The sequence below is a fragment of the Colwellia sp. 5_MG-2023 genome (genome assembly GCF_030547795.1).
Taxonomy (GTDB): domain Bacteria; phylum Pseudomonadota; class Gammaproteobacteria; order Enterobacterales; family Alteromonadaceae; genus Colwellia.
In genome coordinates this window covers 1-24,402 of sequence record NZ_JAUOPW010000014.1, presented here as the reverse complement: position 1 = coordinate 24,402, position 24,402 = coordinate 1, and the positions used below count along the sequence as shown (strand labels likewise).

The 24,402-nt window shown below is 36.6% G+C and carries 20 protein-coding genes; 11 read left to right on the top strand and 9 right to left on the bottom strand.

The genetic code is table 11. The annotated features are described in order from the left end of the window. Positions 1-344: 344 nt before the first annotated feature. Positions 345-3,035: a type I DNA topoisomerase gene (gene topA / locus Q4496_RS10775; RefSeq protein WP_215973717.1), complete on the top strand. Its 2,691-nt coding sequence runs from the start codon at positions 345-347 to the stop codon at positions 3,033-3,035. 100 nt (positions 3,036-3,135) lie between these two features. Here the strand turns inward: topA and Q4496_RS10770 are convergent, their stop codons facing one another. Next, positions 3,136-3,504 carry a ribosome recycling factor family protein gene (locus Q4496_RS10770; protein ID WP_215973718.1) on the bottom strand — a complete coding sequence of 123 codons (369 nt, stop codon included), beginning with the start codon at positions 3,502-3,504 and terminating at the stop codon, positions 3,136-3,138. An 86-nt stretch (positions 3,505-3,590) separates the two neighbouring features. Next, positions 3,591-4,358 (bottom strand): hypothetical protein, encoded by a 768-nt coding sequence (locus Q4496_RS10765; protein ID WP_215973719.1) that lies wholly within the window; start codon positions 4,356-4,358, stop codon positions 3,591-3,593. 355 nt (positions 4,359-4,713) lie between these two features. Between Q4496_RS10765 and cysB the strand changes: the two genes are divergently transcribed. Beyond that, complete coding sequence (cysB, locus tag Q4496_RS10760; protein ID WP_215973720.1) at positions 4,714-5,688, top strand: HTH-type transcriptional regulator CysB; 975 nt, start codon at positions 4,714-4,716, stop codon at positions 5,686-5,688. Between the two features lie 67 nt (positions 5,689-5,755). Here cysB and Q4496_RS10755 read toward each other — a convergent pair whose 3' ends face one another. The 3 genes from Q4496_RS10755 to pabB form a co-directional block, all read right to left on the bottom strand. Then, positions 5,756-7,132 (bottom strand): L-serine ammonia-lyase, encoded by a 1,377-nt coding sequence (locus tag Q4496_RS10755; protein ID WP_303610435.1) that lies wholly within the window; start codon positions 7,130-7,132, stop codon positions 5,756-5,758. Between the two features lie 94 nt (positions 7,133-7,226). Continuing rightward, positions 7,227-7,823: a CoA pyrophosphatase gene (locus tag Q4496_RS10750; protein ID WP_215973722.1), complete on the bottom strand. Its 597-nt coding sequence runs from the start codon at positions 7,821-7,823 to the stop codon at positions 7,227-7,229. A gap of 13 nt (positions 7,824-7,836) precedes the next feature. Next, entirely contained in the window at positions 7,837-9,264 is a 1,428-nt protein-coding gene (gene pabB / locus Q4496_RS10745; RefSeq protein ID WP_303602065.1) for an aminodeoxychorismate synthase component I, read from the bottom strand. Between the two features lie 210 nt (positions 9,265-9,474). Between pabB and Q4496_RS10740 the strand changes: the two genes are divergently transcribed. Beyond that, a complete protein-coding gene (locus Q4496_RS10740) occupies positions 9,475-11,004 on the top strand; it encodes a fumarate hydratase (protein ID WP_215973723.1) in 1,530 nt (509 codons plus the stop codon). A gap of 131 nt (positions 11,005-11,135) precedes the next feature. Here the strand turns inward: Q4496_RS10740 and dapD are convergent, their stop codons facing one another. The 4 genes from dapD to Q4496_RS10720 are packed head-to-tail and all read right to left on the bottom strand — an operon-like array spanning position 11,136 to position 16,170. Next, positions 11,136-11,969, bottom strand: coding sequence for a 2,3,4,5-tetrahydropyridine-2,6-dicarboxylate N-succinyltransferase (gene dapD / locus Q4496_RS10735; RefSeq protein WP_215973724.1), 834 nt, complete (start codon positions 11,967-11,969; stop codon positions 11,136-11,138). 41 nt (positions 11,970-12,010) lie between these two features. After that, the gene (gene glnD / locus Q4496_RS10730) at positions 12,011-14,647 is read right to left on the bottom strand and encodes a [protein-PII] uridylyltransferase (protein WP_215973725.1); all 2,637 of its coding nucleotides are present in this window, start codon (positions 14,645-14,647) and stop codon (positions 12,011-12,013) included. A gap of 36 nt (positions 14,648-14,683) precedes the next feature. Further along, positions 14,684-15,472 carry a type I methionyl aminopeptidase gene (gene map, locus Q4496_RS10725; protein ID WP_215973726.1) on the bottom strand — a complete coding sequence of 263 codons (789 nt, stop codon included), beginning with the start codon at positions 15,470-15,472 and terminating at the stop codon, positions 14,684-14,686. 59 nt (positions 15,473-15,531) lie between these two features. After that, on the bottom strand, positions 15,532-16,170 hold the full coding sequence (locus tag Q4496_RS10720; RefSeq protein WP_252727563.1) for a DsbA family protein: 639 nt from the start codon (positions 16,168-16,170) through the stop codon (positions 15,532-15,534). A 374-nt stretch (positions 16,171-16,544) separates the two neighbouring features. Here Q4496_RS10720 and rpsB point away from each other — a divergent pair, with 374 nt between their 5' ends. The 8 genes from rpsB to rseP form a co-directional block, all read left to right on the top strand. Next, on the top strand, positions 16,545-17,273 hold the full coding sequence (gene rpsB, locus Q4496_RS10715; protein ID WP_215973727.1) for a 30S ribosomal protein S2: 729 nt from the start codon (positions 16,545-16,547) through the stop codon (positions 17,271-17,273). A 211-nt stretch (positions 17,274-17,484) separates the two neighbouring features. Further along, positions 17,485-18,333, top strand: coding sequence for a translation elongation factor Ts (gene tsf / locus Q4496_RS10710; protein ID WP_303610434.1), 849 nt, complete (start codon positions 17,485-17,487; stop codon positions 18,331-18,333). A 327-nt stretch (positions 18,334-18,660) separates the two neighbouring features. Next, on the top strand, positions 18,661-19,389 hold the full coding sequence (gene pyrH / locus Q4496_RS10705; RefSeq protein ID WP_215973729.1) for a UMP kinase: 729 nt from the start codon (positions 18,661-18,663) through the stop codon (positions 19,387-19,389). Between the two features lie 97 nt (positions 19,390-19,486). Next, on the top strand, positions 19,487-20,044 hold the full coding sequence (gene frr / locus Q4496_RS10700; RefSeq protein WP_215973730.1) for a ribosome recycling factor: 558 nt from the start codon (positions 19,487-19,489) through the stop codon (positions 20,042-20,044). Positions 20,045-20,131: 87 nt separating this feature from the next. Beyond that, the gene (gene uppS, locus Q4496_RS10695) at positions 20,132-20,890 is read left to right on the top strand and encodes a polyprenyl diphosphate synthase (protein WP_215973731.1); all 759 of its coding nucleotides are present in this window, start codon (positions 20,132-20,134) and stop codon (positions 20,888-20,890) included. A 67-nt stretch (positions 20,891-20,957) separates the two neighbouring features. Then, positions 20,958-21,824: a phosphatidate cytidylyltransferase gene (locus tag Q4496_RS10690; protein WP_215973732.1), complete on the top strand. Its 867-nt coding sequence runs from the start codon at positions 20,958-20,960 to the stop codon at positions 21,822-21,824. Positions 21,825-21,862: 38 nt separating this feature from the next. Then, positions 21,863-23,059, top strand: coding sequence for a 1-deoxy-D-xylulose-5-phosphate reductoisomerase (ispC, locus tag Q4496_RS10685; protein ID WP_303610453.1), 1,197 nt, complete (start codon positions 21,863-21,865; stop codon positions 23,057-23,059). Positions 23,060-23,092: 33 nt separating this feature from the next. Beyond that, a partial coding sequence (rseP, locus tag Q4496_RS10680; RefSeq protein ID WP_303610433.1) for a sigma E protease regulator RseP occupies positions 23,093-24,402 on the top strand: 1,310 nt, incomplete at its 3' end.

The window sequence follows — 24,402 nt, the reverse complement described above, 5'->3', positions numbered from 1 at the left end:
AAAGTCGATTATGATTGCGCTCAAAAGGGCATTAAGTGGTGTAATTAAGCTTGATGTTATTAGTTGGTATTCGTCTTTGGTTATTATAGCCAAAAGCAGCCTTTAGTTATAGGCGAGTAAGTAAGTGCAAAAATAAATACTTGTTAATTTGCATATTTATAGATATATGTATAAATAGGTATGCAACTATATTTTTTAAAATGAAACTATTTTTATCTTTGTTTGGGTGAGGTTAAAGGGCACGCTCGCACTTTTTAACTCAAATAATAAATGAATAATAAAACAAAAATTAATTTATCTTCATGTGTAGATAAACTGTCGAATAAGCAGGATTACAAATTTTTATGGCAAAATCACTTGTTATTGTCGAGTCGCCAGCCAAAGCGAAGACAATTAATAAATATTTAGGTAAAGACTTTATTGTAAAGTCGAGTGTTGGTCATGTGCGCGATTTACCTCATAGTAGTACGGGTAAAAAAGTCGCCGCTAAATCACCTGCAGAAGTGCGTAAAATGGCACCGGAAGCAAAAGCTAAATATAAAGCAAAACGTGATAAATTAGCGTTAGTTAATCGAATGGGAATCGATCCAGAAAAGAACTGGGCTGCTAATTATCAAATACTTCCAGGTAAAGAAAAAGTTGTAACCGAACTTCAAAAACTTGCTGAAAAAGCTGACACCATCTATCTCGCAACCGATTTGGATCGCGAGGGAGAGGCGATAGCATGGCACTTAAAAGAGCTCATTGGTGGTGATGATGCTAAATTCCGTCGAGTTGTTTTTAATGAAATAACGGAAAGCTCTATTCAACAAGCATTTTCAACACCCGGTGAATTAAGTATGCCTGGTGTTAACGCGCAGCAAGCACGTCGTTTTCTTGATCGTGTTGTTGGTTTTATGGTTAGCCCTCTATTGTGGAAAAAAGTCGCTAGAGGATTATCGGCTGGGCGTGTTCAATCCGTTGCTGTTAAATTAGTTGTTGAAAAAGAAAGAGAAATTAAAGCATTCGATCCTAAAGAGTTTTGGGATATTATTGCCGATACACACGCTAGCACGGGAGAAGCATTAACCTTAGATGTTACTCACGAAAATGGTAAGGCTTTTAAGCCTACCAATAAAGCAGATACAGATAAAGCATTAGCGCTGTTAAAACCTGCCAATTATGTTGTTAGTAAACGTGAAGATAAACCGTCAAAGAGTATGCCTTCTGCGCCATTTATTACTTCTACATTACAACAAGCAGCAAGTACTAAATTAGGTTATGGTGTTAAACGTACCATGGGTTTAGCTCAACGTTTATATGAAGCCGGTCACATTACTTATATGCGTACCGATTCAACTAACTTAAGTAAAGATGCTGTCGAAATGTGTCGTACTTTTATTAGTAAAAGTTTTGGTGAAAATTACCTTCCTGAAAAACCGAAGGTATACGGCTCTAAAGCTGGTGCTCAAGAGGCGCATGAAGCGATTCGTCCATCGAATGTGAAAGTTGAATCTGCCTTTATGGAAGGCATTGATGCTGATGCTAAAAAACTTTACGATTTAATCTGGCGTCAGTTTGTTGCTTGTCAAATGACAGCGGCACGTTATACGGTTAGTACACTTACTATTAGCGCTGCTGATTTTGATTTAAAAGCGAAAGGTCGTGTGATGCAATTTGACGGTTGGACACGTGTTCACCCTCAACTTGCTAAAGGTGATGATAAACACTTACCTGATTTAGCGGTAGGTGAGGTATTAACACTTGATCATTTAGAGCCAACTCAGCATTTTACTAAGCCACCAGCTCGTTATGGTGAAGCTTCACTGGTTAAAGAATTAGAAAAACGCTCTATTGGTCGACCATCAACGTATGCATCGATTATTTCAACCATTCAAGATCGTGGTTATGTACGTTTAGATAAAAAACGTTTTTATGCTGAAAAAATGGGTGAAATAATCACAGATAGCCTGTCAATTAGTTTTGAAAAATTAATGAGCTATGACTTTACCGCGAATATGGAGCAAGAGCTTGATGCTATTGCTGCAGGTGAACTTGATTGGAAAAGTGTTTTAGATGAATTCTATAAGAACTTCAGCAAAAAATTAGCTTTAGCTAATATGGACTCTGAAGAAGGTGGTATGCCAAATAATAACCCTGTCTTAACTGATATTGACTGTCCTACTTGTGGCCGTAAAATGGGGATTAGAACTGCATCTACAGGGGTGTTTTTAGGTTGTTCAGGATATGCCTTGCCACCTAAAGAGCGTTGTACCACTACAATGAACTTAACACCAGGTGAAGAAGCCGTTAGTGTCTTGGCTGAAGATCAAGAAACAGAAGCGTTACGAGCAATGCATCGTTGTAAAAAATGTAACACTGCTATGGATAGTTACCTTATTGATGAGACCCGTAAGTTACATGTGTGTGGTAATAACCCTATTTGTGATGGTATTGAAGTAGAGCAGGGCACATTTAAAATTAAAGGTTATGATGGTCCGGTATTAGAGTGTGATCGTTGTGAAGCTGATATGGAGTTGAAGTCAGGCCGTTTTGGTAAGTATTTTGATTGCACTAATGCTGAATGTAAAAATACACGTAAGCTATTGGCAAACGGAGAGGCCGCGCCGCCAAAAGAAGATCCTGTTCAATTACCTGAACTTGCGTGTGAAAAATCTGATGCACATTTTGTCTTGCGTGATGGTGCTGCGGGTATTTTCTTGGCTGCGAACACGTTTCCTCGGTCTCGTGAAACCAGAGCGCCAAAAGTTGCTGAGTTGAAGCGCTTTAGAGACAGAATTTCTCCTAAGTTTTATTACTTGGCAGATGCTCCAGCAGAAGATCATGAAGGTAACTTATCAGTTGTACGTTATAGTCGTAAAACGAAAGAGCAGTATGTTATGACTGAGATTGTAACTGATGATAAGCCTAAAGCTACAGGATGGACTGCAAAGTACATCGATGGTGAGTGGGTTGAAGATATTCCTAAACCCAAGAAAAAAGTAGCAAAAAAGAAAGTAGCCAATAAGAAAAAATCAACTGCTAAAGAAGATTGATTTTTTAAAGGGGTGAGCCATGTGAGTTAAAAAGAGAAGTTGATTATTTATAAGTTAACTTCATCACTATTAACTCAAGGCTCGCCACAAGCTTATCGATCTAATCAAACCCTTCCAACTCATCGATAATTTTCCTTGCTTGCGCTATAGTGCAGTCTGTTCTGGCAATAAGCGCACTTATCGTGACATTGTCTATTGTTGATGCAATCCTGAGTAGCTCATCATGACTCAAGTGTTGGTATTCACTTTTTAACAGTTTAGTTAACCATGACCAACTCGGTTCATTTGAGGCTTCTATAAAGGTAATTATTGCCTGTAGCTGTTCAAAGTTTGCAGTAAGCAGCCAATGACGAGAGCGACCAATACGTTTAAGTTCACAGCCTTGTTCTCTTATGTGAGCCTTTAAAGCATAAGCCTTCATTGTTCTACGTAAGAAGGAGTTTAGTGTAATGGAATTATTTTTTTCCACGTTATAATCTCATTGGGTAAAGCTATAAGAAAAAGCCAGCAAAAGCTGGCTTAGTTTTAATCTATATCAAGCTAAAGGTAGTGTTGCTACCATTTCTTTTTAGGCTGGAATAAAATATCTAATTCATTTTCTTCTTCTTTCGCCCTTTTCGCGGCATCGGACGCGTTGGTTGTTTTTAATGAGTCTGTTATATCTTCTAATTGTTGCTCTATTTCACTAGTTTTTGTATTGATATAGTCTGTTTTTATTGGATGGTTCGCCATTGTTTGTAAGGCTTTTTCAAAGTATTGGCGTGCTGAGCCAAACATCTCTTTATTTTGTGCTTGTATGCCTCGTTTCATTAAACTTTCTATATTAATTTTCAATTGCATTGCGTCTAAACGTTGATCCTCTTGTGTAAACGTTTGCGGATCAAGGGCACCCTTTTTTTGCTCAGATTTAATTATGACACGTAGTTTTTTAATGCATTGTAGAACCGCTAATACTTGCTGCTCATTCTCCGGAAGTACAAAATTTTCATCGTTACCTTGGCTAGTTGTTAATTCTTCTGCTGCCTTGATTTGAGCCTTAAGCGCGTTAATTCTATCTTCAAGCCCCTTAACCTCAGGCTTTAATTCTCGCATTGTAGTTGCGGCAGTTAAGCTTCGATTAGCTAATATTCGGGTTAGTTTTGGGCTGGAAGGAAGATTAACTAAATTAAGTATCAGTTCTTCGCTTTCATCCATAATAGCTTTTTGCTTTGCTACCTTAACTCTTTTTTCTGCATCTTGCTTTTCTTTATGTTGTTGAAAGGCACTGACAACCACAACTAATACAACGAGTGTGATGAGTAAACCTATGATAATAGCGATCATGTTAAAGCTCTTGTTTTAATAATGTGAACAATTATTCACTTTGATAGCTGTCAGTCTACAAAAAATGTCATGTTTAGCAAAGCCTAACTTACATTTAATTACCAGATTTAATTAGAGTACTTCATATTAAAACTAATCTTTGAAAACTGAATATTAAAATGAACATTCAAGTGTAGGGAATAATTAACCAATCTTATTGGTGGTTATAAATTATAATAAAATAATCTTTAGGTGTTTTTTCCATTAATGTTGAATTTTATTTACAAAAAATGCAATTTAACATGGAATAAATGTTCAATTAAGTATATCCTTTTGGTCTAAGAGTGTTCCTAAAAATCTTGGCTTTGGTATATATATGAAATTGCAACAATTGCGCTACATCGTTGAAGTGCTGAATAATAACCTGAATGTTTCAGCTACGGCAGAAGTGCTTTTCACCTCCCAACCAGGTATTTCTAAACAAGTTAGAATGCTGGAAGATGAATTAGGAATTCAAATTTTTGGTCGTAGTGGTAAGCATTTAACTCATGTTACGCCTGCGGGCCAAGAAGTTATTAATATTTCCCAACAAATACTTTCAAAGGTTGAAGGTATCAAAGCTGTTGCTCGCGAGCATACTCAGCCTGATGAAGGAAAGTTACGTATTGCAACTACGCATACGCAAGCACGATATGCTTTACCTGAAGTGATACAAGGTTTTATTAAAAAATACTCCAAAGTATCACTACAAATGTCTCAAGGGACACCTGCACAAATTAGTGATGCAGCGGCAAAAGGTGATGCTGACTTTGCTATAGCAACTGAGTCACTACACCTCTATAACGATTTGGTTATGCTGCCTTGTTATCACTGGAACCGTAGTATTATCGTGTGTAAAGATCATCCTTTAGCACGCAAAACAGATATAACGATTCAGGATATTGCTAAATATGCTTTAGTTACCTATGTGTTTGGTTTTACTGGGCGCTCTGAATTAGACACTGCATTTGAAAAAGCTGGTGCTGTACCTAAAATTGCTTTTACAGCCACAGATGCTGATGTAATTAAAACTTATGTTCGTTTAGGTATTGGTATTGGTGTAATTGCTACTATGGCGATTGATCCTAAAATTGATCATGACCTTGTAACTATTGATGCTAGTCATTTATTTAGTGCAAGTACCACAAAAATAGGCTTTAGACGAGGTAGTTTTTTACGTGGTTATATGTTTGATTTTATTGAACGATTTGCTCCACATTTAAATAAGCATGTTGTGACTCAAGCTATGTTGTTAAAAAACAATACAGAAGTCGATGAAATGTTTGCTGATATAGAGTTACCCACTAAATAAACCATCGACTAGCTACGGTATCAATTACATCAATTGTTGATTAACCAAACTTTATACTGGCAGTGAATTAGCACTCTGTGATATTTACTGCCAAACCCCCTCGAGAAGTTTCTTTATATTTTGTTTTCATATCATTACCTGTTTCCCACATGGTTTTGATTACTTTATCTAAAGATACTTTCGATGTGCCATTACCACGAAGTGCTAATCTAGATGCATTAATTGCTTTTACTGAGCCCATTGCATTTCGTTCAATACAAGGTACTTGGACTAAACCACCAACAGGGTCGCAGGTCAGACCTAAATTGTGCTCCATACCTATTTCTGCTGCATTCTCTACTTGGATAGGTGTTCCGCCCATAATTTCAGTTAGTGCACCAGCAGCCATAGAACAAGCAACGCCTACCTCTCCTTGACAGCCTACTTCTGCACCGGAAATAGAAGCATTGGTTTTATATAAAATACCAATAGCTGCTGCAGTAAGTAGGTATCGGCTACAATCATCATCAGAAACGGGTTTGACAAACTTATCGTAGTAACATAATACGGCTGGAATAATACCCGCAGCTCCATTTGTTGGTGCCGTAACAACACGGCTACCGGCCGCATTTTCCTCATTAACAGCAAGTGCAAATAAGTTGACCCAATCCATTGCTGTTAATGGATCATTAGATCTTTCTACCATTAAAGAGCGATATAGAGCAGGTGCACGGCGAGTTACTTTTAAACCACCTGGTAAAATACCTTCAGTGGCGATGCCACGATCGACACTGCTACGCATAGCTTGCCAAATATTTATCAATTCAGCACGAATAAATGCCTCATCATTTAAACATTTTTCATTATCCATCATGATTGTACTAATACTAAGGCCTTTTTCTTGAGCGATTGCTAATAATTCTGCGGCATTAGTAAACTTGTGTGGTTTATCGATATTTTCATGTAGTGATAACGCTTTATCTTTTTCTCTTTCAAAGTCAATGTCTTGTACGATAAAGCCACCACCAATAGAGTAATATGTTTGTTCTAAAAGAAGGGTTTCGTCGTGATAGGCAAAAAGAGTCATTGCATTCGCGTGTGCTGGTAATGTTTTTCTATGATGATAAATAATGGCATTATCTTTAGGAAAGTTGACGATATGACTGCCATCGAGTTTAATTTTTTTAGTTTCAACTACTTGAGCAAGAATTTTATCAATGGAATCTACTAGAATACTTTCAGGTGCTTCACCAGATAAACCTAAAATAACGGCCTTACCTGTACCGTGCCCAATACCTGTTTGACCTAAAGAGCCAAATAACTCACATTTTACTCTATTCGTTTTAGTCAGTAATGCCTCCGCTTTAAGTGAATCCACAAAAAGTTTTGCAGCTTTCATCGGGCCAACTGTATGAGAGCTAGATGGTCCGATGCCAATTGAAAACATATCAAATACACTAATCATAATTAAATACCGAATAAAATTTGAATAATCTTATATTTTGTTGTTATTAATTTATGTGATGATAGCTGAAATTTACTGTTTGTTACAACCTATATTATTTTATTCGCGTGACCAAGTCTTTTATCATGGAAGCTGTTGCTCCCCATATATTATAGTGTCGGTAAGGATAGAAGTGGACATTGTGATGGCAGCCGTTACGATAAGATTTGACGATATGATGGTTTTTATCCTGTAAAAAATGCTTTAGTGGTACATGAAATATTTCATCTACTTCATTTTCATCTTTTTGGTATGTTTGAAGGGAGTTAATCATGGCGACAATTGGTGTCACTTGATAACCACTAATAATTTCATAATTAGGTAATTGACCAATAACATTGACCGCTTTAGGATCCAACCCCACCTCTTCTTGTGCTTCTCTTAATGCCGTATGAACTAAATTAGTATCGGTTAATTCCACCTTACCGCCGGGGAAACTTATTTGTGAGGGGTGATGTTTTAAGTGGCTCGCTCTTTTTGTTAGTAATACTTGTAAGCCATCAGGTGAAAAAGGGTCATCAGCTTTACTATTATTATCAAACAGCGCAATTAATACAGCAGCTGATTTTAATGGCGCTTTATGTTGATATGTATGACAAGAATCATAGTGTTGTTTCAGATGAAATCTAAAGAGAAATTCATTTTTATTCATTACTATTTTCCTCTTATTTACCCAACTTTTTTAGCACAGGCAAAATACAATTTACTTTATCAAATGTTTCTTGATATTCACTTGCTGCAATAGAATCAGCAACTAAACCACCACCAGCCCAACAATATATATGATTAGGTGTAGTTGACGTGTTTTTCTGGCTTTTTTCACAAATTAATGTGCGAATAGTAATATTGGTATCCATAGTACCACAGCTTGAAATGTAACCAATACTACCACAGTATACGCTACGTCGGTGTGGTTCAAGTTGTTCAATAATTTGCATCGCGCGGATTTTTGGTGCACCAGTAATTGAACCACCTGGAAATGCACCTCGTAACAAATCACTCGCACTATTGTGCTCTGCAATTTCTCCTTCGACGGTACTAACTAAATGATGTACTGCTGGAAAGCTTTCAATATCAAATAGTTTAGGCACAACAACTGTCCCTGGCTTGCATACTTTAGATATATCATTGCGAAGTAAATCAACAATCATCAAGTTTTCAGCACGATCTTTTGTTGAATTAGCGAGAATGTCAGCGTTGTTTTGATCTTCTGTTTTATTAGTGCTTCTAGGCATAGTACCTTTTATGGGCTTACTTTGAACTTTATTTTGTTTCTTTTGTAAAAAACGTTCAGGAGAAACACTTAAGATACTAGCATTGTCTAATTGTATGAAAGCAGAAAAAGGGGCTTTATTTTTTGCTCTAAGAGCACAATATGCTTCAAATTCATTACCTTGGTATTGTGCTTTAAAACGTTGCGCTAAATTAATTTGATAACAATCGCCTGATAGTAAATAGTTTTGAACTTGACCAAATTTTTCTGTGTAACTGGCTTTATCCATATTACTTTGCCAGTCTGATAGTAAGGTAAACTGTGTTTGTTTAGCATTAGTCGCTTTATTTTTTGCTTTTTTCAATAACGTTTGTAAAAAACACGTTATTTCTGAACGGTTTTCAGGAGGGCAAACTAAATAGAATTGTTGGTGCTTATGATCAAATATTATTGCTTGACTATATATACCAACAGCCATTTCTGGCAATGTAATATCTTGCTCTGCTTGTGCTGGCAACTTCTCAAAACGTCGCCCTAAATCATACGAAAAGTAGCCTAAAGCTCCGCCTAAGAAAGGAAGCATTTGTTGTGATACTTCAAGCGGCAATAATACCTGTTGTTGAACTTTTTCGACTAAAGATAAAGGATCTTCTTCACTTGTATATGTGTGTTTAGTTTTTACATCGCATATTGTCGTTTTGTCACCATATGTACATAAAGTAACGTTGGGGTGCCACACTAAAATATCAAAGCAAACATCAATATGCTGGCTTTGTCCTGAATCTAACCAAATAGACCAAGGAGTATTTGATAATGGCGTGAATAAATCTAAAGGAGTAACTTCATTTTCGAATGTTAATTGCTCAACTGAAAGTTTCAATGGATTAAATGAAGGTAGGGTATTGGAATGCAAGGTGATAGTCACTCTACTAATTGACGTATTTATAAGGTATTTGTTCGGTTTATGTTGAGTATAAATCTACAAATTTTGCTATTGGCTACTAGCAGCAGTTTCAATAGAGAGGTATTATAATGGAAACATTTTATATACCCAAATGAATTTATATTTTTAACGAAAGCTGAGAGCAACATGTCCCATAAAATTATCAAGCAACAAGACTTAATCGATAGTATTGAAGATGCACTTCAATATATTTCTTATTATCATCCGCTCGATTTTATTCAAGCGCTAGAAAAAGCTTACCATAAAGAGCAAAATACCGCGGCAAAAGACGCCATTGCACAAATCCTTATTAACTCACGTATGTCAGCTACAGGAAAACGTCCTATTTGCCAAGATACAGGCATTGTAACTTGTTTCGTTAAGGTAGGTATGGCTGTTCAGTGGGATAAAACTGATATGACTGTTCAGCAAATGGTGGATGAAGGCACACGTCGTGCTTATATGAATCCAGATAACCCTTTACGTGCATCTATTGTTGCAGACCCAGTCGGAGCTCGCAAAAATACAAAAGATAACACACCTTCAGTTGTTCATATTGACTTAGTTGAAGGTGATGAAATTGAAGTTATGATTGCTGCCAAAGGCGGCGGTAGTGAAAATAAAACAAAAATGGCGATGTTAAACCCGTCTGATTCTATTGCTGATTGGGTTGTCGCTACATTACCTTCTATGGGAGCTGGTTGGTGCCCACCAGGTATGTTAGGTATTGGTATTGGTGGTACAGCTGAAAAAGCAGGTGTATTAGCAAAAGAAAGTTTAATGGACCCTGTTAATATTCAAGAATTGATGGATAGAGGCCCACAAAACGCAGAAGAAGAATTACGTTTAGAGATTTTTGAACGTGTTAATAAATTAGGTATTGGCGCACAGGGATTAGGTGGCTTAACAACAGTTGTTGATGTGAAAATTAATGCTGTGCCCACTCATGCTGCGTCTAAACCTGTAGTAATGATTCCAAATTGTGCGGCTACACGCCATATTCACTTTCATTTAGATGGCTCAGGTCCAGCAGATTTAACACCACCTAAACTTGAAGAGTGGCCTGATATTACTTGGGAAGTCGGCGAGAATGTCCGTCGTGTTAACGTTGATGGCTTAACTAAAGCTGATATAGCTGAGTGGAAAACAGGAGAAACTGTTCTGCTTAGTGGTACTATTTTAACCGGTCGTGATGCCGCCCATAAACGTATTCAAGACATGTTAGCTAAAGGTGAGAAATTACCTGTAGATTTTACTAATAAGTTTATTTATTACGTAGGCCCAGTTGATGCAATTGGTGATGAAGCTGTTGGTCCTGCAGGCCCTACCACAGCTACACGTATGGATAAATTCAATGACATGATGCTATCTGAAACCGGCCTTTTAGGATCTATCGGTAAATCTGAACGTGGCGCAGCGACCGTTGAAAATATTAAAAAACATCAGTCAGTATATTTAATGGCCGTTGGTGGTGCAGCATATTTAGTCTCTAAGGCTGTGAAGAAAGCGCGCGTAGTTGCTTTTGAAGAACTAGGAATGGAAGCTATTTATGAATTTGAAGTAGAGGATATGCCAGTAACCGTTGCCGTTGACAGCGCAGGTGAGTCTGCTCATGTTACAGGACCAGCGATTTGGAAAGTGAAAATTGAAGAAATGGATGAGCAACTTAAAAAATAGTTGGCAATCCCGAGTATAATAAACTAAAAAGACGGTAAGTTAGCTAACTTACCGTCTTTTTTGTGTAATGCTTTTTTGTAATTTTAACTGAATTAGATCATTGAACCATTAATGTCTCAATTTTCTGGTTGTTAGTCAGCTAAACGTAACAGCTCATTAATGCCTGTTTTTTCACGTGTTTTTGCATCCACTTTTTTCACAATTATTGCGGCATATAAACTATATTTTCCACACTTAGATGGGAGGTTTCCAGGGACAACAACAGAGCCTGCCGGAACACGACCATAATGTATTTCACCGGTTTCGCGGTCATAGATACGTGTACTTTGGCCAATATAAACGCCCATTGAAATAACGGCACCTTCCTCGACAATAACACCTTCAACTATTTCAGAGCGTGCGCCGATAAAACAATTATCTTCTATGATTGTTGGACCTGCTTGTAGGGGCTCTAATACACCACCAATACCAACGCCGCCAGATAAGTGAACGTTCTTACCTATTTGAGCACACGAGCCAACGGTGGCCCAGCCGTCAACCATACACCCTTCATCAACGAAAGCACCAATATTAACAAAGCTTGGCATCACTACGACATTTTTACCGATAAAACTACCCGTACGTACTGATGCGCCAGGTACAATACGCACCCCATCAGCCTCAAACATTTCTTGTGTATAATCGCTGTACTTCATTGGTACTTTATCAAAAAAAGTACTTTCAGCACCGTCTATAACTTGGTTGTCCCATATACGAAAAGAAAGTAATACCGCTTTTTTTAACCATTGATGGACATGCCATTGGCCATTAATTTTTTCAGCAACACGTGCAGAGCCATTATTTAGTGCTGATAAAGATGCTAATACAGCTGTTTTTACTTCATTGGTAACTGTTGCAGGGCTTATGTTTGCTCTATCTTCAAAAGCTTGCTCTATGGTGTTTGCTAAAGCCGTTAAGTCGGTCATTTAAAATTCCTATTACTTATTTAAACTTATTTAAATTTATTTTAATCTATTTCCTGAGTTAATTTATCAGAAAGCTGTTGTTTTTCTTCTTCGGTTAATGCCATGTTCTCATAGGTTGATATAGTGAAAACATCATCAGCCTTTTCGCCAAAAGTTGTGATTTTAGCTGAATGAATATTAATATGTAATTGTTGAAAAACTTGCGCGATATTACCTAATAAGCCAGCTCTATCTAGTGCAATAATTTCAATCATTGTTTTACTTTTGGCTTTAATTTTAATAAAGCTTACTTTTAATGGAAACTTAAATTGTTTTACTTCTCTTCTTGCCGGTTGCAATGGAATATCACCGCAATCATCTTGCTTAAGCTTTTCGCTAAGAGCTTTCGTTATTTCAGCGGTTTGGTAGCTCTCTTTTAAGGCTTTTCCTCGTGAGTCTAGGATGATGAAGGTATTGACGGTATAGCCTGTTTTTGTCGTAATAATTTTTGCATCATGTATGGAAAGTTTTTTAGCCCCTAATACTTGTACTATACTAGCAAAGGTATTTACTTTTTCTTTCGCAAAAACAAAAACTTCTGTTCCACCTCGGTAAGGCTTCGTACTAATAATGACTAGTGGCTCTGTTCTATCGTGACCTATTATACGTTGACAGTGTCTGGCTATTTGCTCTGGCGAGTACCGTAAGAAATAATCGGCTCTGAATTCTCGCCATAAAGAATCCAATTGGCTTTTATCAATATGAGTTGTCGCTAATATATCTCTAGCTTGCTGCTGATTTTCACGGATTTTAGAACGTGTTTCAACTGGCTTTGATAAACCACGACGTAGTGCTCTTAGGGTATTAAAGTATAAGTCATGTAATAAGTTGGCTTTCCAATTATTCCATAAGCTTTCATTAGTCGCTCGCATATCTGCAACGGTTAAACAGTATAAATAATCTAAATGTGCTTCATCACGGACAGTGCCAGCAAAAGTGCGAATAACATTTTCATCATTAATATCGCGACGTTGTGCTGTTACTGACATTATTAAATGTTGCTCAACTAACCAAGCAACCATTCTACTGTCATGTTTACTCATTTGATGAGATTGACAAAATATTAACGCATCGACAGCGCCTAATTTAGCATGATCGCCGCCACGGCCTTTCGCTATATCATGAAAAATTCCTGCTAAATACAAAACTTCTGGTTTACGTATTTTTTGCATTATTTTGCTACACAAAGGGAATTTGTGGTTATGTTCTTTTTGGCTAAACTGATACAAGTTTTTGACAACACGGTAGCTATGTTCATCAACAGAGTAAGCATGAAATAAATCGAATTGCATTTGACCTGCGATATTGCGCCATAACGGGAGATAAGAACCAATAATTCCATGACGGTGCATCAAATTAAACGCTAAACCTAGTCCTCTTGGGTGTTTAATAATAGCCATGAAAATTTGACGACACTGAGCATAATCAACTAACCCCGAAACTAACCGACGTCTTGCATTTCTCATTAACCGTAGTGTATTTGAATGAATACCTTTGATATTGGGCTCTTGAGCAATAATTAAAAACATTTCGAGCATTTTTGCTGAACGCATAAAAACTCTGTTGCTGGTTGCATTAATTAGGGTATCAACAGATTCAAAATCCTGATTAATTACTTTAATATCAGCTTCTTTAGGATCTTGAATTGTTTCTTGTTGAAATCGATGCAATAAAATCGTGTTAAGTTCTGAAACTCGAGAAATGATGCGATAAAAACGCTTCATCATTCGTTCAACAGGTGCTTTACCTTCATCACCAAAGCCCATCATTTTCGCGACATCGGCTTGATAATCAAACAACAAACGATTTTCGCTACGCTTAGCAACAAAATGCAAGGCAAAACGCAGACGCCATAAATAGTCTTGTGCTTCAATTAGTTCAGATAATTCATTAGGGTAAAGGTATTGATGTTCTACAAGCTCTTCAAGGGAATCAGCGAGAAAGTGACGCTTTGCAACCCAAGCAATTGTTTGAATATCACGTAATCCGCCTGGGTTTGCTTTTAAGTTCGGCTCTAGAGTATAGGCTGCACCGTGATATTGTAAATGTCTCTGTTTTTGCTCTTTTCGTTTAGCTAGAAAGAAGTTTTTAGAAGTCCAAAATGCATCATCGTTTAATAAAGGTAATAGTTGCTGTGTAAGTGCTTCATTACCAGCTATTTGCCTCATTTCCATTAAGTTCGTTGCTATAGTGACATCATTAATTGCTTGTTTAATGCATTCTTTAATTGAACGTACACTGTGTCCTATATCTAGCTTTATATCCCATAGCTGAGTGATAAAACTCGAAATTCTTTCTTCTAAAACTAAATCAATATCAGGTTGAGTTAATAATAAAATATCAATATCTGAAAAAGGATGCAGTTCACCACGGCCATAACCGCCTACAGCGATTAAGCTTATTTGAGATTCGTCAAGGTGGTGTTGACACCAAAGCTTAGCAAGTATGTTATCAACAAACATTGCTCGAGCAGTCAAAAGGTCTTGAACATCATGTTCAGAAAAGGCTGCTTTTAGCCACTCATTGAAGTTAAGTGTTAATTGGCAAATATCTTTGCTAGATAAAGTGTCAGCGGTAATGGCTAAGCGCTCTATAAAATCTGAAGGGATTATATGGCTTTCTATTGGATGATTATTCACATGCTTACCTTTGATTCAGAAAGTGACTGATATTTTTTAGTTATGTAAAATACGGCTAATGCTTTCTTCTTTTCTTAAGGTCAAAATCTCACAGCCTGTTTTAGTAACAACCAGTGTATGTTCCCATTGAGCAGAATTTTTACTATCACTGGTATAAACAGTCCAATTGTCATCTTTGTCTAAAACAGTTGTTGCCTTACCTAAGTTGATCATTGGCTCAATAGTGAAACACATGCCTTCTTGCATTTTGGTTTTATCATTGTTTTTGTAATGAACAATTTGTGGCTCTTCGTGAAATTCAACGCCAATGCCATGACCGCAATAATCTTTAACAATAGAATAGCGACCTTTGCTTTTAATGAATTTTTGAATAGCAGTACCAATTTCTCCAAAAGTAGCGCCAGGCTTTACTTTTTTTAGACCAATATATAAGGCTTCTTGAGCTAAACGGCATAGGCGGCTGTTTTCAGGAGAAACTTCTCCAATTAAAAACATTTTACTGGTATCACCATGATAACCATCTTTAATAACGGTAATATCAAGATTGATAATATCTCCATCTTTTAATACTGTATTGTCTGGAATACCATGACAAACAACATGATTAATAGAGGTACAGATAGACTTTGGGAAGTTATGGTAATTTAGGGGGGCAGAAATGGCTTGCTGTACCTTTTCAGTATATTCAGCACATAAGGCGTCTAGTTCATTAGTTGTGACTCCTGCTTTTACATGTGGAGCAATCATTTCTAATACATCACAAGCGAGTTGCCCTGCTATACGCATTTTAGCAATTTCATCTTGGCTTTTAATTGGTATGGTCATTGAATTCTCTTTTCTTTCTTAAATTTAAGTGTGTTTATATCAATTGAAATAGATTATTTCTATTGATATTTATTTAGCTCTAATTCAACCGCTTCAATAATGGCACTAGGTTGAGTTAAATAAAAATTGTGGTTCAATAATATTAATTGATCATTAACTGCCAATAATAAAGCTGGAATTGCTTCAGTATTCATCATTTCTTGCAGTGAATATATTTCTTCTAGCTGCATAAAAACATCTTTGCTGAGTTTATCATTTTTAAACACTTTCGTTGGTGGTGATAATTTCAGTTCATTGATAATATCATCTAAATCAGCTTGATTAGTTAACTTGTTGCCTTGCTCAAAATGCGCCTTTTGTAATGCATTTAGCAACGTTAATGCTAAATGTGGCGTTTTATGTTGTGCCCAAGTCATTAAGTTAGCCGCTAATATAGAGCTTTTATTGGTTTCGAGTAGTTTTTTATAAACCGGTGGAAATTTTATATTAGCTAAGTTTTCAACGGCTTTAATTTCGTTAAGCTTACTACTGGTAGAATCATCATTCTTACCATCAAAAAAAGCAGCATGCCATAAATTTATAGTAATGGCAGGAAATGCTTGATTAATTTCATTCACAAGCTTGGTAGTTACATAACTCCAAGGGCAATGGCTGTCATATAGAAAAAACAGCTGTGCAGGTATGTTCTGTGTTGTCATGGATTACCTAAAAATTGATTGTTTGAGCGTATTAGTTATCTTACTTACAGGTAATTTTACCGTGATAATAGTAATTATCCCAGTGAATTTTTTTCTGGTTAAAGATGCGTTTTTATGGTATAAAATGCGGCGCTGAAATATTGGAGTTTACTTTTTAACGAAAAGTAGTCCTTATTTTAGTGCCAATTAAACAGGTCATGTCTGCTAAAGTCAGCTTGATTATATTATAAACTCACATACATCTATCAAAGATATACCGGGGTGCCCCGCTGGAAAATATCTTGTTGTTTACTTAATAAAGTAACTCAAGATTACAGTAAAAGGGTCGTGTGTATTGGATGTATGAACGCTTAACCCCATTAAAGGAAAATACAATGTCAAACGTTTCAATGCGCGATATGCTTAAAGCTGGTGTTCATTTCGGTCACAAAACTCGTTACTGGAATCCAAAAATGAAGCCGTTTATTTTCGGTTCTCGTGATAAAGTTCATATCATCAACCTTGAGCAAACAGTTCCTATGTTTAATGAAGCACTTGCTTTCATTAACAATGTTTCATCTAAGAAAGGTAAAGTTTTATTTGTTGGTACTAAACGTGCTGCAAGTGATGCTATCAAAGATGCAGCAATTAAATCAGACCAATTCTTCGTTAATCACCGTTGGTTAGGTGGTATGTTGACTAACTGGAAAACAGTTCGTCAATCAATTAAACGTTTAAAAGATCTTGAGTCTCAAAGCACTGACGGTACTTTTGAAGCTTTAACTAAAAAAGAAGCGTTAATGCGTACTCGTGAAATGGAAAAGCTTGATAAGAGCTTAGGTGGTATTAAGAACATGGGTGGTTTACCTGATGTTATTTTTATCATTGATGCTGATCATGAGCATATTGCTATTAAAGAAGCAAATAACCTTGGTATCCCAGTAGTTTCTGTTGTTGATACTAACTCAAATCCAGATAACATTGATTACATTGTACCTGGTAACGATGATGCAATCCGTGCAGTAACTTTATACTGTGATGCTGTTGCTAATGCTGTAATTTCTGGCCGTGAACAAAACATTGTTGTTCAAGCAGAAAAAGACGGTTTTGTTGAAACTGAATAATTATTTGATTACGCTTTTTCATTAACTAAGCGTAATTAAAAATAATTAAGTACAATAATTCGTTTAATCATAAAAGCATTGTTATAAAATTTATATTTACAGCTTTGCTTTTATGACACCTAATTTACTATTTATTCCCATCACATTGTTGTTTAACACTTTATGTTTAAGCGGTAATGATGGGGGTAACTGCAAACAGAGGAATTAACTCATGGCAATTACTGCTGCAATGGTTAAAGAACTTCGTGAACGCACAGCTGCGGGCATGATGGATTGTAAAAAAGCGTTACAAGAAGCTGACGGTGACATGGAACTTGCGATTGAAAATATGCGTAAGAACGGTCAAGCAAAAGCGGCTAAAAAAGCAGGCAACATTGCTGCTGAAGGTACTATCTTAATTAAAGATGTAAACGGCGTTGCTGCATTATTAGAAGTTAACTGTCAAACTGATTTCGTTGCAAAAGATGCTAACTTCTTAGCGTTTGCTAATGAAGTATTAGATGTTGCTGCTGCATCAAAAGTAACAATTGAAGAATTACAAGCACAATTTGAAGAAAAGCGTATTGCTTTAGTGACTAAAATTGGTGAAAACATCAATATTCGTCGTGTTGAGTATGTTGAAGGTGCAGCGTTAGCTTCTTACCGTCACGGTGCTACTATTGGTGTTGTTGTTGCAGGTGAAGGTGATGCTGAATCACTTAAACATATTGCAATGCATGTTGCTGCAAGTAAGCCTGAATTTTTAACTCCTGATGACGTTCCTGCTGAAGTTGTTGAAAAAGAAAAAGCAATTCAAATTGAAATTGCTATGAATGAAGGCAAGCCACAAGAAATCGCTGAAAAAATGGTTTCTGGTCGCATGCGTAAGTTCACAGGTGAAGTATCTTTAACTGGTCAAGCTTTTATTATGGAGCCTAAGAAAACTGTTGGTGAAGTATTAAAAGAAAAAGGTATTACAATTTCTTCTTTCACTCGTCTTGAAGTGGGCGAAGGTATTGAGAAGAAAGATGAAGATTTTGCCGCTGAAGTTGAAGCGCAAATCGCAGCTGCTAAAGCTTAATATTCTTTATATTTGATGTCATAGCGTTAATATTATCAAGAGGTATTTTAATCACTAGTTTTTCTGAGTGATATTAATAATACCTTCTGTTGTTAAGTTAAATTCATCAAAATTTTTGAATTAATAAAAAACGTCTATTTTGCATTTGCAAGGTAGGCGTTTTTTTATACATTTTTTTATACTTTTTTTTAGGTTTTTCATAAAATTGGAATAATAATAGTGGTTTTTTCAGTTAAGGCTTTCTTGGATAAGCTAAACGTATTAAAATGTTTGCGGTCTTTTTTGACCCTAGCCTTTTTTCAGCGAGCCAAATAGGAATTTTCACATATGAGTACTAACCCCAAATCATCTTATCGACGTATTCTTCTTAAACTTAGTGGTGAAGCTCTTATGGGAGAAGAAGGTTTTGGCATAGATCCAAAAATTCTTGATCGCATGGCGCAAGAAATTAAAGAGTTAGTTGAAATGGATATTCAAGTAGGTCTTGTTATTGGTGGTGGTAATCTATTTCGTGGAGCAGGGCTTGCACAAGCCGGAATGAATCGAGTTGTAGGTGACCAAATGGGTATGCTAGCCACAGTAATGAATGGGCTGGCTATGCGTGATGCATTACATCGTGCTTTTGTGAACACTCGATTAATGTCTGCAATTGATTTAGCGGGTGTTTGTGAACGTTATAATTGGGCTAATGCCATTAGTTTATTAAAATCAGGCCGTGTTGTTATTTTTTCTGCTGGTACTGGTAATCCCTTTTTTACAACAGACTCTGCCGCATGTTTGCGAGGTATAGAAATTGAGGCTGATGTTGTGTTAAAAGCAACAAAAGTTGATGGGATATATTCAGAAGACCCAATGAAAAATCCGGCAGCTGAACTTTACAGCGAATTGACGTTTGATGAAGTATTAGACAAAGAATTAAAAGTTATGGATTTAGCTGCTTTTACTTTAGCACGCGACCATAATATGCCTATTCGTGTTTTTAACATGAACAAGCCTGGTGCTCTTAAAGCTGTCATCATGGGACAGGACGAAGGCACAGTAATTAAGAATAAATAAACTTAATTGATTTTTAGAAAAAAAAGCAATTAAGCTTTATAAAGTTTGTATAAATTGTGAATTTAACATTATTTAAATAATTGTAGGAAGAAACATTGTGATAGATGAAATTATCGAAGATGCGCAAGAGCGTATGGCAAAAAGCATTGAATCTCTTAAGGGTAGTCTGAATAAGATTAGAACTGGGCGTGCTCACGCTTCATTACTAGATAATATTACGGTTGATTATTATGGAATGGAAAGCCCTTTAAACCAAGTAGGTAATATCTCAGTACCGGATGCTCGTAACCTTTCAATTACTGTTTTTGATAAAGGTATGATCGCAGCAGTAGAAAAAGCCATCATGAAATCTGATCTTGGTTTAAATCCACAGTCAAACGGAACCTTGATACGTATTCCGTTGCCACCATTAACTGAAGAACGTCGTAAAGACTTAGTTAAAGTAGTACGTGGTGAAGCTGAAGGCGGTAAAATAGCAATTCGTAATATTCGTCGTGACTCTAATTCTGACTTCAAAAGTTTGTTAAAAGATAAAGAAATCAGTGAAGATGAGCATCATCAAGCTGAAGACAGTATTCAAAAAGTTACCGATATTTATGTGAAACAAGTTGATGAGATTTTAGAGAAAAAAGAAGCTGAATTAATGGAAATTTAATTCGTTTTTTGTAAATAACGCCAGATAGTAGTAATTACTGACTGGCGTTTTTGTATAATAAATTTACTTGTCATGAAAGGATAATCAGTGGCTACTGACATAGCATCACTAGATGAAGGAAAAATAATTCCAGATCATATTGCTATTATAATGGATGGTAATGGTCGTTGGGCGCAAGCTCAGGGAAAAGGGCGCGTTGCCGGTCATAAAGCTGGTGTTTCCTCTGTTCAAGCTGTTGTTAAGGGCGCGCGTCAATTAGGCGTAAAAGCGCTAACTTTATTTGCTTTTAGTAGTGAAAATTGGCAACGACCAGAAAAAGAAGTTAGTGTCCTAATGGACTTGTTTATGTTTGTGCTCACCAAAGAAGTTAAACGCTTGCACAAGCATAATATTCGCTTTCAAGTGATTGGTGACTTAAGTCGTTTTTCTGAAAAATTACAAAAAAGTATCAAAAAATCAGAAGAGTTAACGATATTAAATGATGGCTTAGTGTTATCGATAGCTGCAAATTATGGTGGACGTTGGGATATTGCTAATGCGGCAAAACTGCTGGCAAGCAAAGTTCAAAAAAATGAGATGTCGCTTGACGATATCAATGAAAATTCACTGCACAAACAAACTTGTTTAGCTGATTTACCCGAACTTGATCTACTGATTCGTACAGGTGGTGATTATCGTATTAGCAACTTTTTATTATGGCAAGCCGCTTATGCAGAGTTTTATTTTACTGAAACATTATGGCCTGACTTTGATGAAATGCAATTTGATAAAGCAATTGATGCTTTTACTCAAAGAGAGCGCCGTTTTGGTAAAACGGGTGAACAAGTTAAACAAATAGAAGAATAAAAGTAGTTAAGTCAGAAAAACTATAACAAAGATGGCTTAGCACTTACTAAAATAAAAAGGATATAACTTGCTTAAACAACGTATTATTACTGCTTTAATTTTGGCACCTGCGGCAATTGCGGCAATCTTTTATTTACCTTTAATGTATTTTGCAATTTTATTGCTAGTTATTATTGGTATTGGTGCTTGGGAGTGGGGACCTTTTATGGGGTTTGACACTACAACTCGAAGAGTAGGTTTCGTTGGAACGACACTTTTTCTGATTGCAGGTCTTTGGACTACCGTATCACTGAATGATTTATGGACAAGTTCTGGGCAGTTACATAGCTATGCTTTGGCCGTATTATGGCTAGCTGTCGCGTGGTGGATATTCTCTGCTTTTTTAATGCTTTCATATCCTAAAGCGAGTGGTTTTTGGTCTAAACATCGCTCAGTTCGTGGTGTTTTTGGCTGGCTAACACTAGTACCTACTTGGCTAGCATTTATGGTAATTCGTGCGAATGACTACCAAGTCGACACCTATCATGGTGCTCAGTTGTTAATGTTTTTATTGTTAATGGTATGGAGTGCTGATATAGGTGCCTATTTTGTTGGTAAAGCTTTTGGTAAAAATAAATTAATGCCAAATGTTAGTCCAGGAAAAACCTTTGAAGGTTTCCTTGGTGGTATTGCTTCTGCTTGTATTCTGGTTGCTATTGCTGCCTATCTATTAGCATGGAATCAAGGACAGGTTATTACAGTCTTGTTAGTGACCGTGTTAATTACAACCGTTTCGGTATTAGGCGACTTAAATGAAAGCATGCTTAAACGCCAAGCAGGTGTTAAAGATAGTGGATCTATCTTGCCAGGACATGGCGGAATTTTAGATAGAATTGATAGTTTAACTGCAACAGCGCCTGTTTTTGCACTTTGTTACGTATTATTTGGTTGGTAAGATTTGTGATAAAAGAAAAGTCAGGTAAACAAGTAACTGTGCGTGAGCTTTGTATTTTAGGTTCAACAGGCTCTATTGGGCAGAGTACGTTAGAGGTTGTTCGTTTACACCCTGAAAAATTTAACGTAGTGAGTTTATCTGCCAATGAAAGTGTTGATAAAATTGTTGAGCAATGTATTGAGTTTTTACCTAAAACGGTTGTAATGACCTCTGAATCTCATGCTGAATTATTAACGCTACGTCTAGCAGAAGAAGGGCTTAATAATATCACGGTAGAATCTGGTAATGACGCTCTTTTAGATATTGCTGCTTCAAAGGATTCTGACACAGTTATGGCTGCAATTGTCGGAGCAGCAGGGCTAATGGCAACATTAGCAGCAGTAGAAGCTGGTAAAAGAGTGTTATTAGCTAATAAAGAAGCCTTAGTCACTTCTGGTGCTATTTTTATTGAGGCTGTTAAGAAATCAGGAGCAGAATTATTGCCAATAGATAGTGAACACAATGCTATCTTTCAAAGTTTACCTTGGCAAGAGCAAGGACGAGTGGGGCACTGCCAGTTAGGTCAAAATGGTATTAGTAAAATATTATTAACAGGATCAGGCGGACCATTTAGAACTTGGTCGTTAAGTGACATTGAAATGGCAACACCAGACCAAGCTTGTGCACATCCTAATTGGGAAATGGGCAGAAAGATATCGGTCGATTCTGCTACCATGATGAATAAAGGCTTAGAGTTTATTGAAGCTAAATGGTTGTTCAATGTGACAGCAGATGATATCGAAGTTGTGTTACACCCACAAAGCACTATTCATTCAATGGTACAATATATCGACGGCTCCGTTATTGCGCAAATGGGAAATCCTGATATGCGTACACCTATTGCTCATGCATTAGCTTATCCTGAAAGAATCGACTCTGGCGTTGCGCCCTTAGACTTTTTTAATACGACGTCATTTGATTTTCAATCTGTTGATTTTAAAAGGTATCCTAATTTGAAATTAGCAATTGAGGCTTGTGAAAGCGGTCAAGCTGCATGTACAGCTCTTAATGCAGCGAATGAAATTGCAGTAGCGGCATTTTTAGATGAAACAATTAAATTTAACGATATTTACAAAATAAATGAAACTTCTGTGAAAAAATTTGTCTCAGAACAGGTAAGTAATATAAATGAGGTTATTTCCTTAGATATACGAGCTAGAGAATTTGCTCAACAATTGTTAGTAGAGTATTCATGAGTTTTACCTGTATATTAAGGAACAAAAAGCATAATGTTTGATTTTATTTGGAATGCAGCCTCTTTTGTTGTTGCCCTAGGTATTTTAGTTACTGTGCACGAATATGGTCATTTTTGGGTTGCACGTAAAAATGGTGTAAAAGTTGAACGTTTTTCTGTAGGTTTTGGTAAAGCACTTTGGCGTAGAACGGGAAAAGATGGTACTGAATATGTTGTCGCTATGATCCCGCTTGGTGGTTATGTCAAAATGCTTGATGAGCGTGTTGATGATGTTGCTGAAGAAGATAAAGATAAAACGTTTAATTCAAAGTCGGTGTACCAACGAATAGCAATTATTGCTGCCGGTCCTTTTGCTAACTTTGCTTTTGCTATCTTTGCTTTTTATCTCATGTTTTTAATTGGTGTACCAAGTATTAAACCAGTTATCGGCAGTATTAGCCCTAATTCTATAGCTGCTCAAGCACAAGTACCAAGTGATGTGCAAGTTGTTGAGGTTGCGGGTAAAACAACACAAGATTGGCAGGATGTTAATTTAGCTTTAATTGGCGAAATTGGCGCTAATACTATTGTAATCAAAACAAAAAGTAGCGATAGCCAATATGTAAGTAGTCACAGTCTATTAACAAAAGATTGGCAGTTTTCACCAGAAAAAACAACTGCTTTAACGAGTTTAGGAATTACACCGTACAGACCAGCTGTTTATAACGAACTAGCAGCGATCGGTAAAGATAGTCCTGCAGAAAAAAGTGGCTTACAAGTAGGTGATAAGCTTGTTGCTATTAACAATGAGACTATAGCTGAAGGTTGGTTAGATTTTGCTAATAAAATTAAACGTTACCCAAATGAGACAGTTTCGTTAACTATTGAGCGTGCTGGTAACCAACAGGTAATAGCAGTAACACCGCAAGGTATTGAACAAAATGGTAAATTAATTGGTTACTTAGGCGTTTCTCCTAAATCTGATAACTGGCCAGATGAATACCGTATTGACATTAGCTATGGCTTATTTCCAGCAATTGGAGAAAGTGTTCACCGGACTTGGAACTTAATTACGCTAAGTTTTAATATGATTGGCAAATTAATTACAGGTGATGTATCAGTTAAGAATTTAAGTGGTCCAATTGCAATTGCTCAAGGAGCAGGTGATAGTGCAGGGTATGGTTTTGTTTATTTTTTAGGCTTTTTAGCATTAATTAGCATTAATTTAGGAATAATTAACCTTTTACCGTTACCGGTACTTGATGGCGGACACTTACTCTATTATCTTATAGAGCTTTTAACAGGAAAACCTGTTCCGGAAAAAATACAAGAAGCAGGATTTAAGTTTGGTGCGTTGGCTTTATT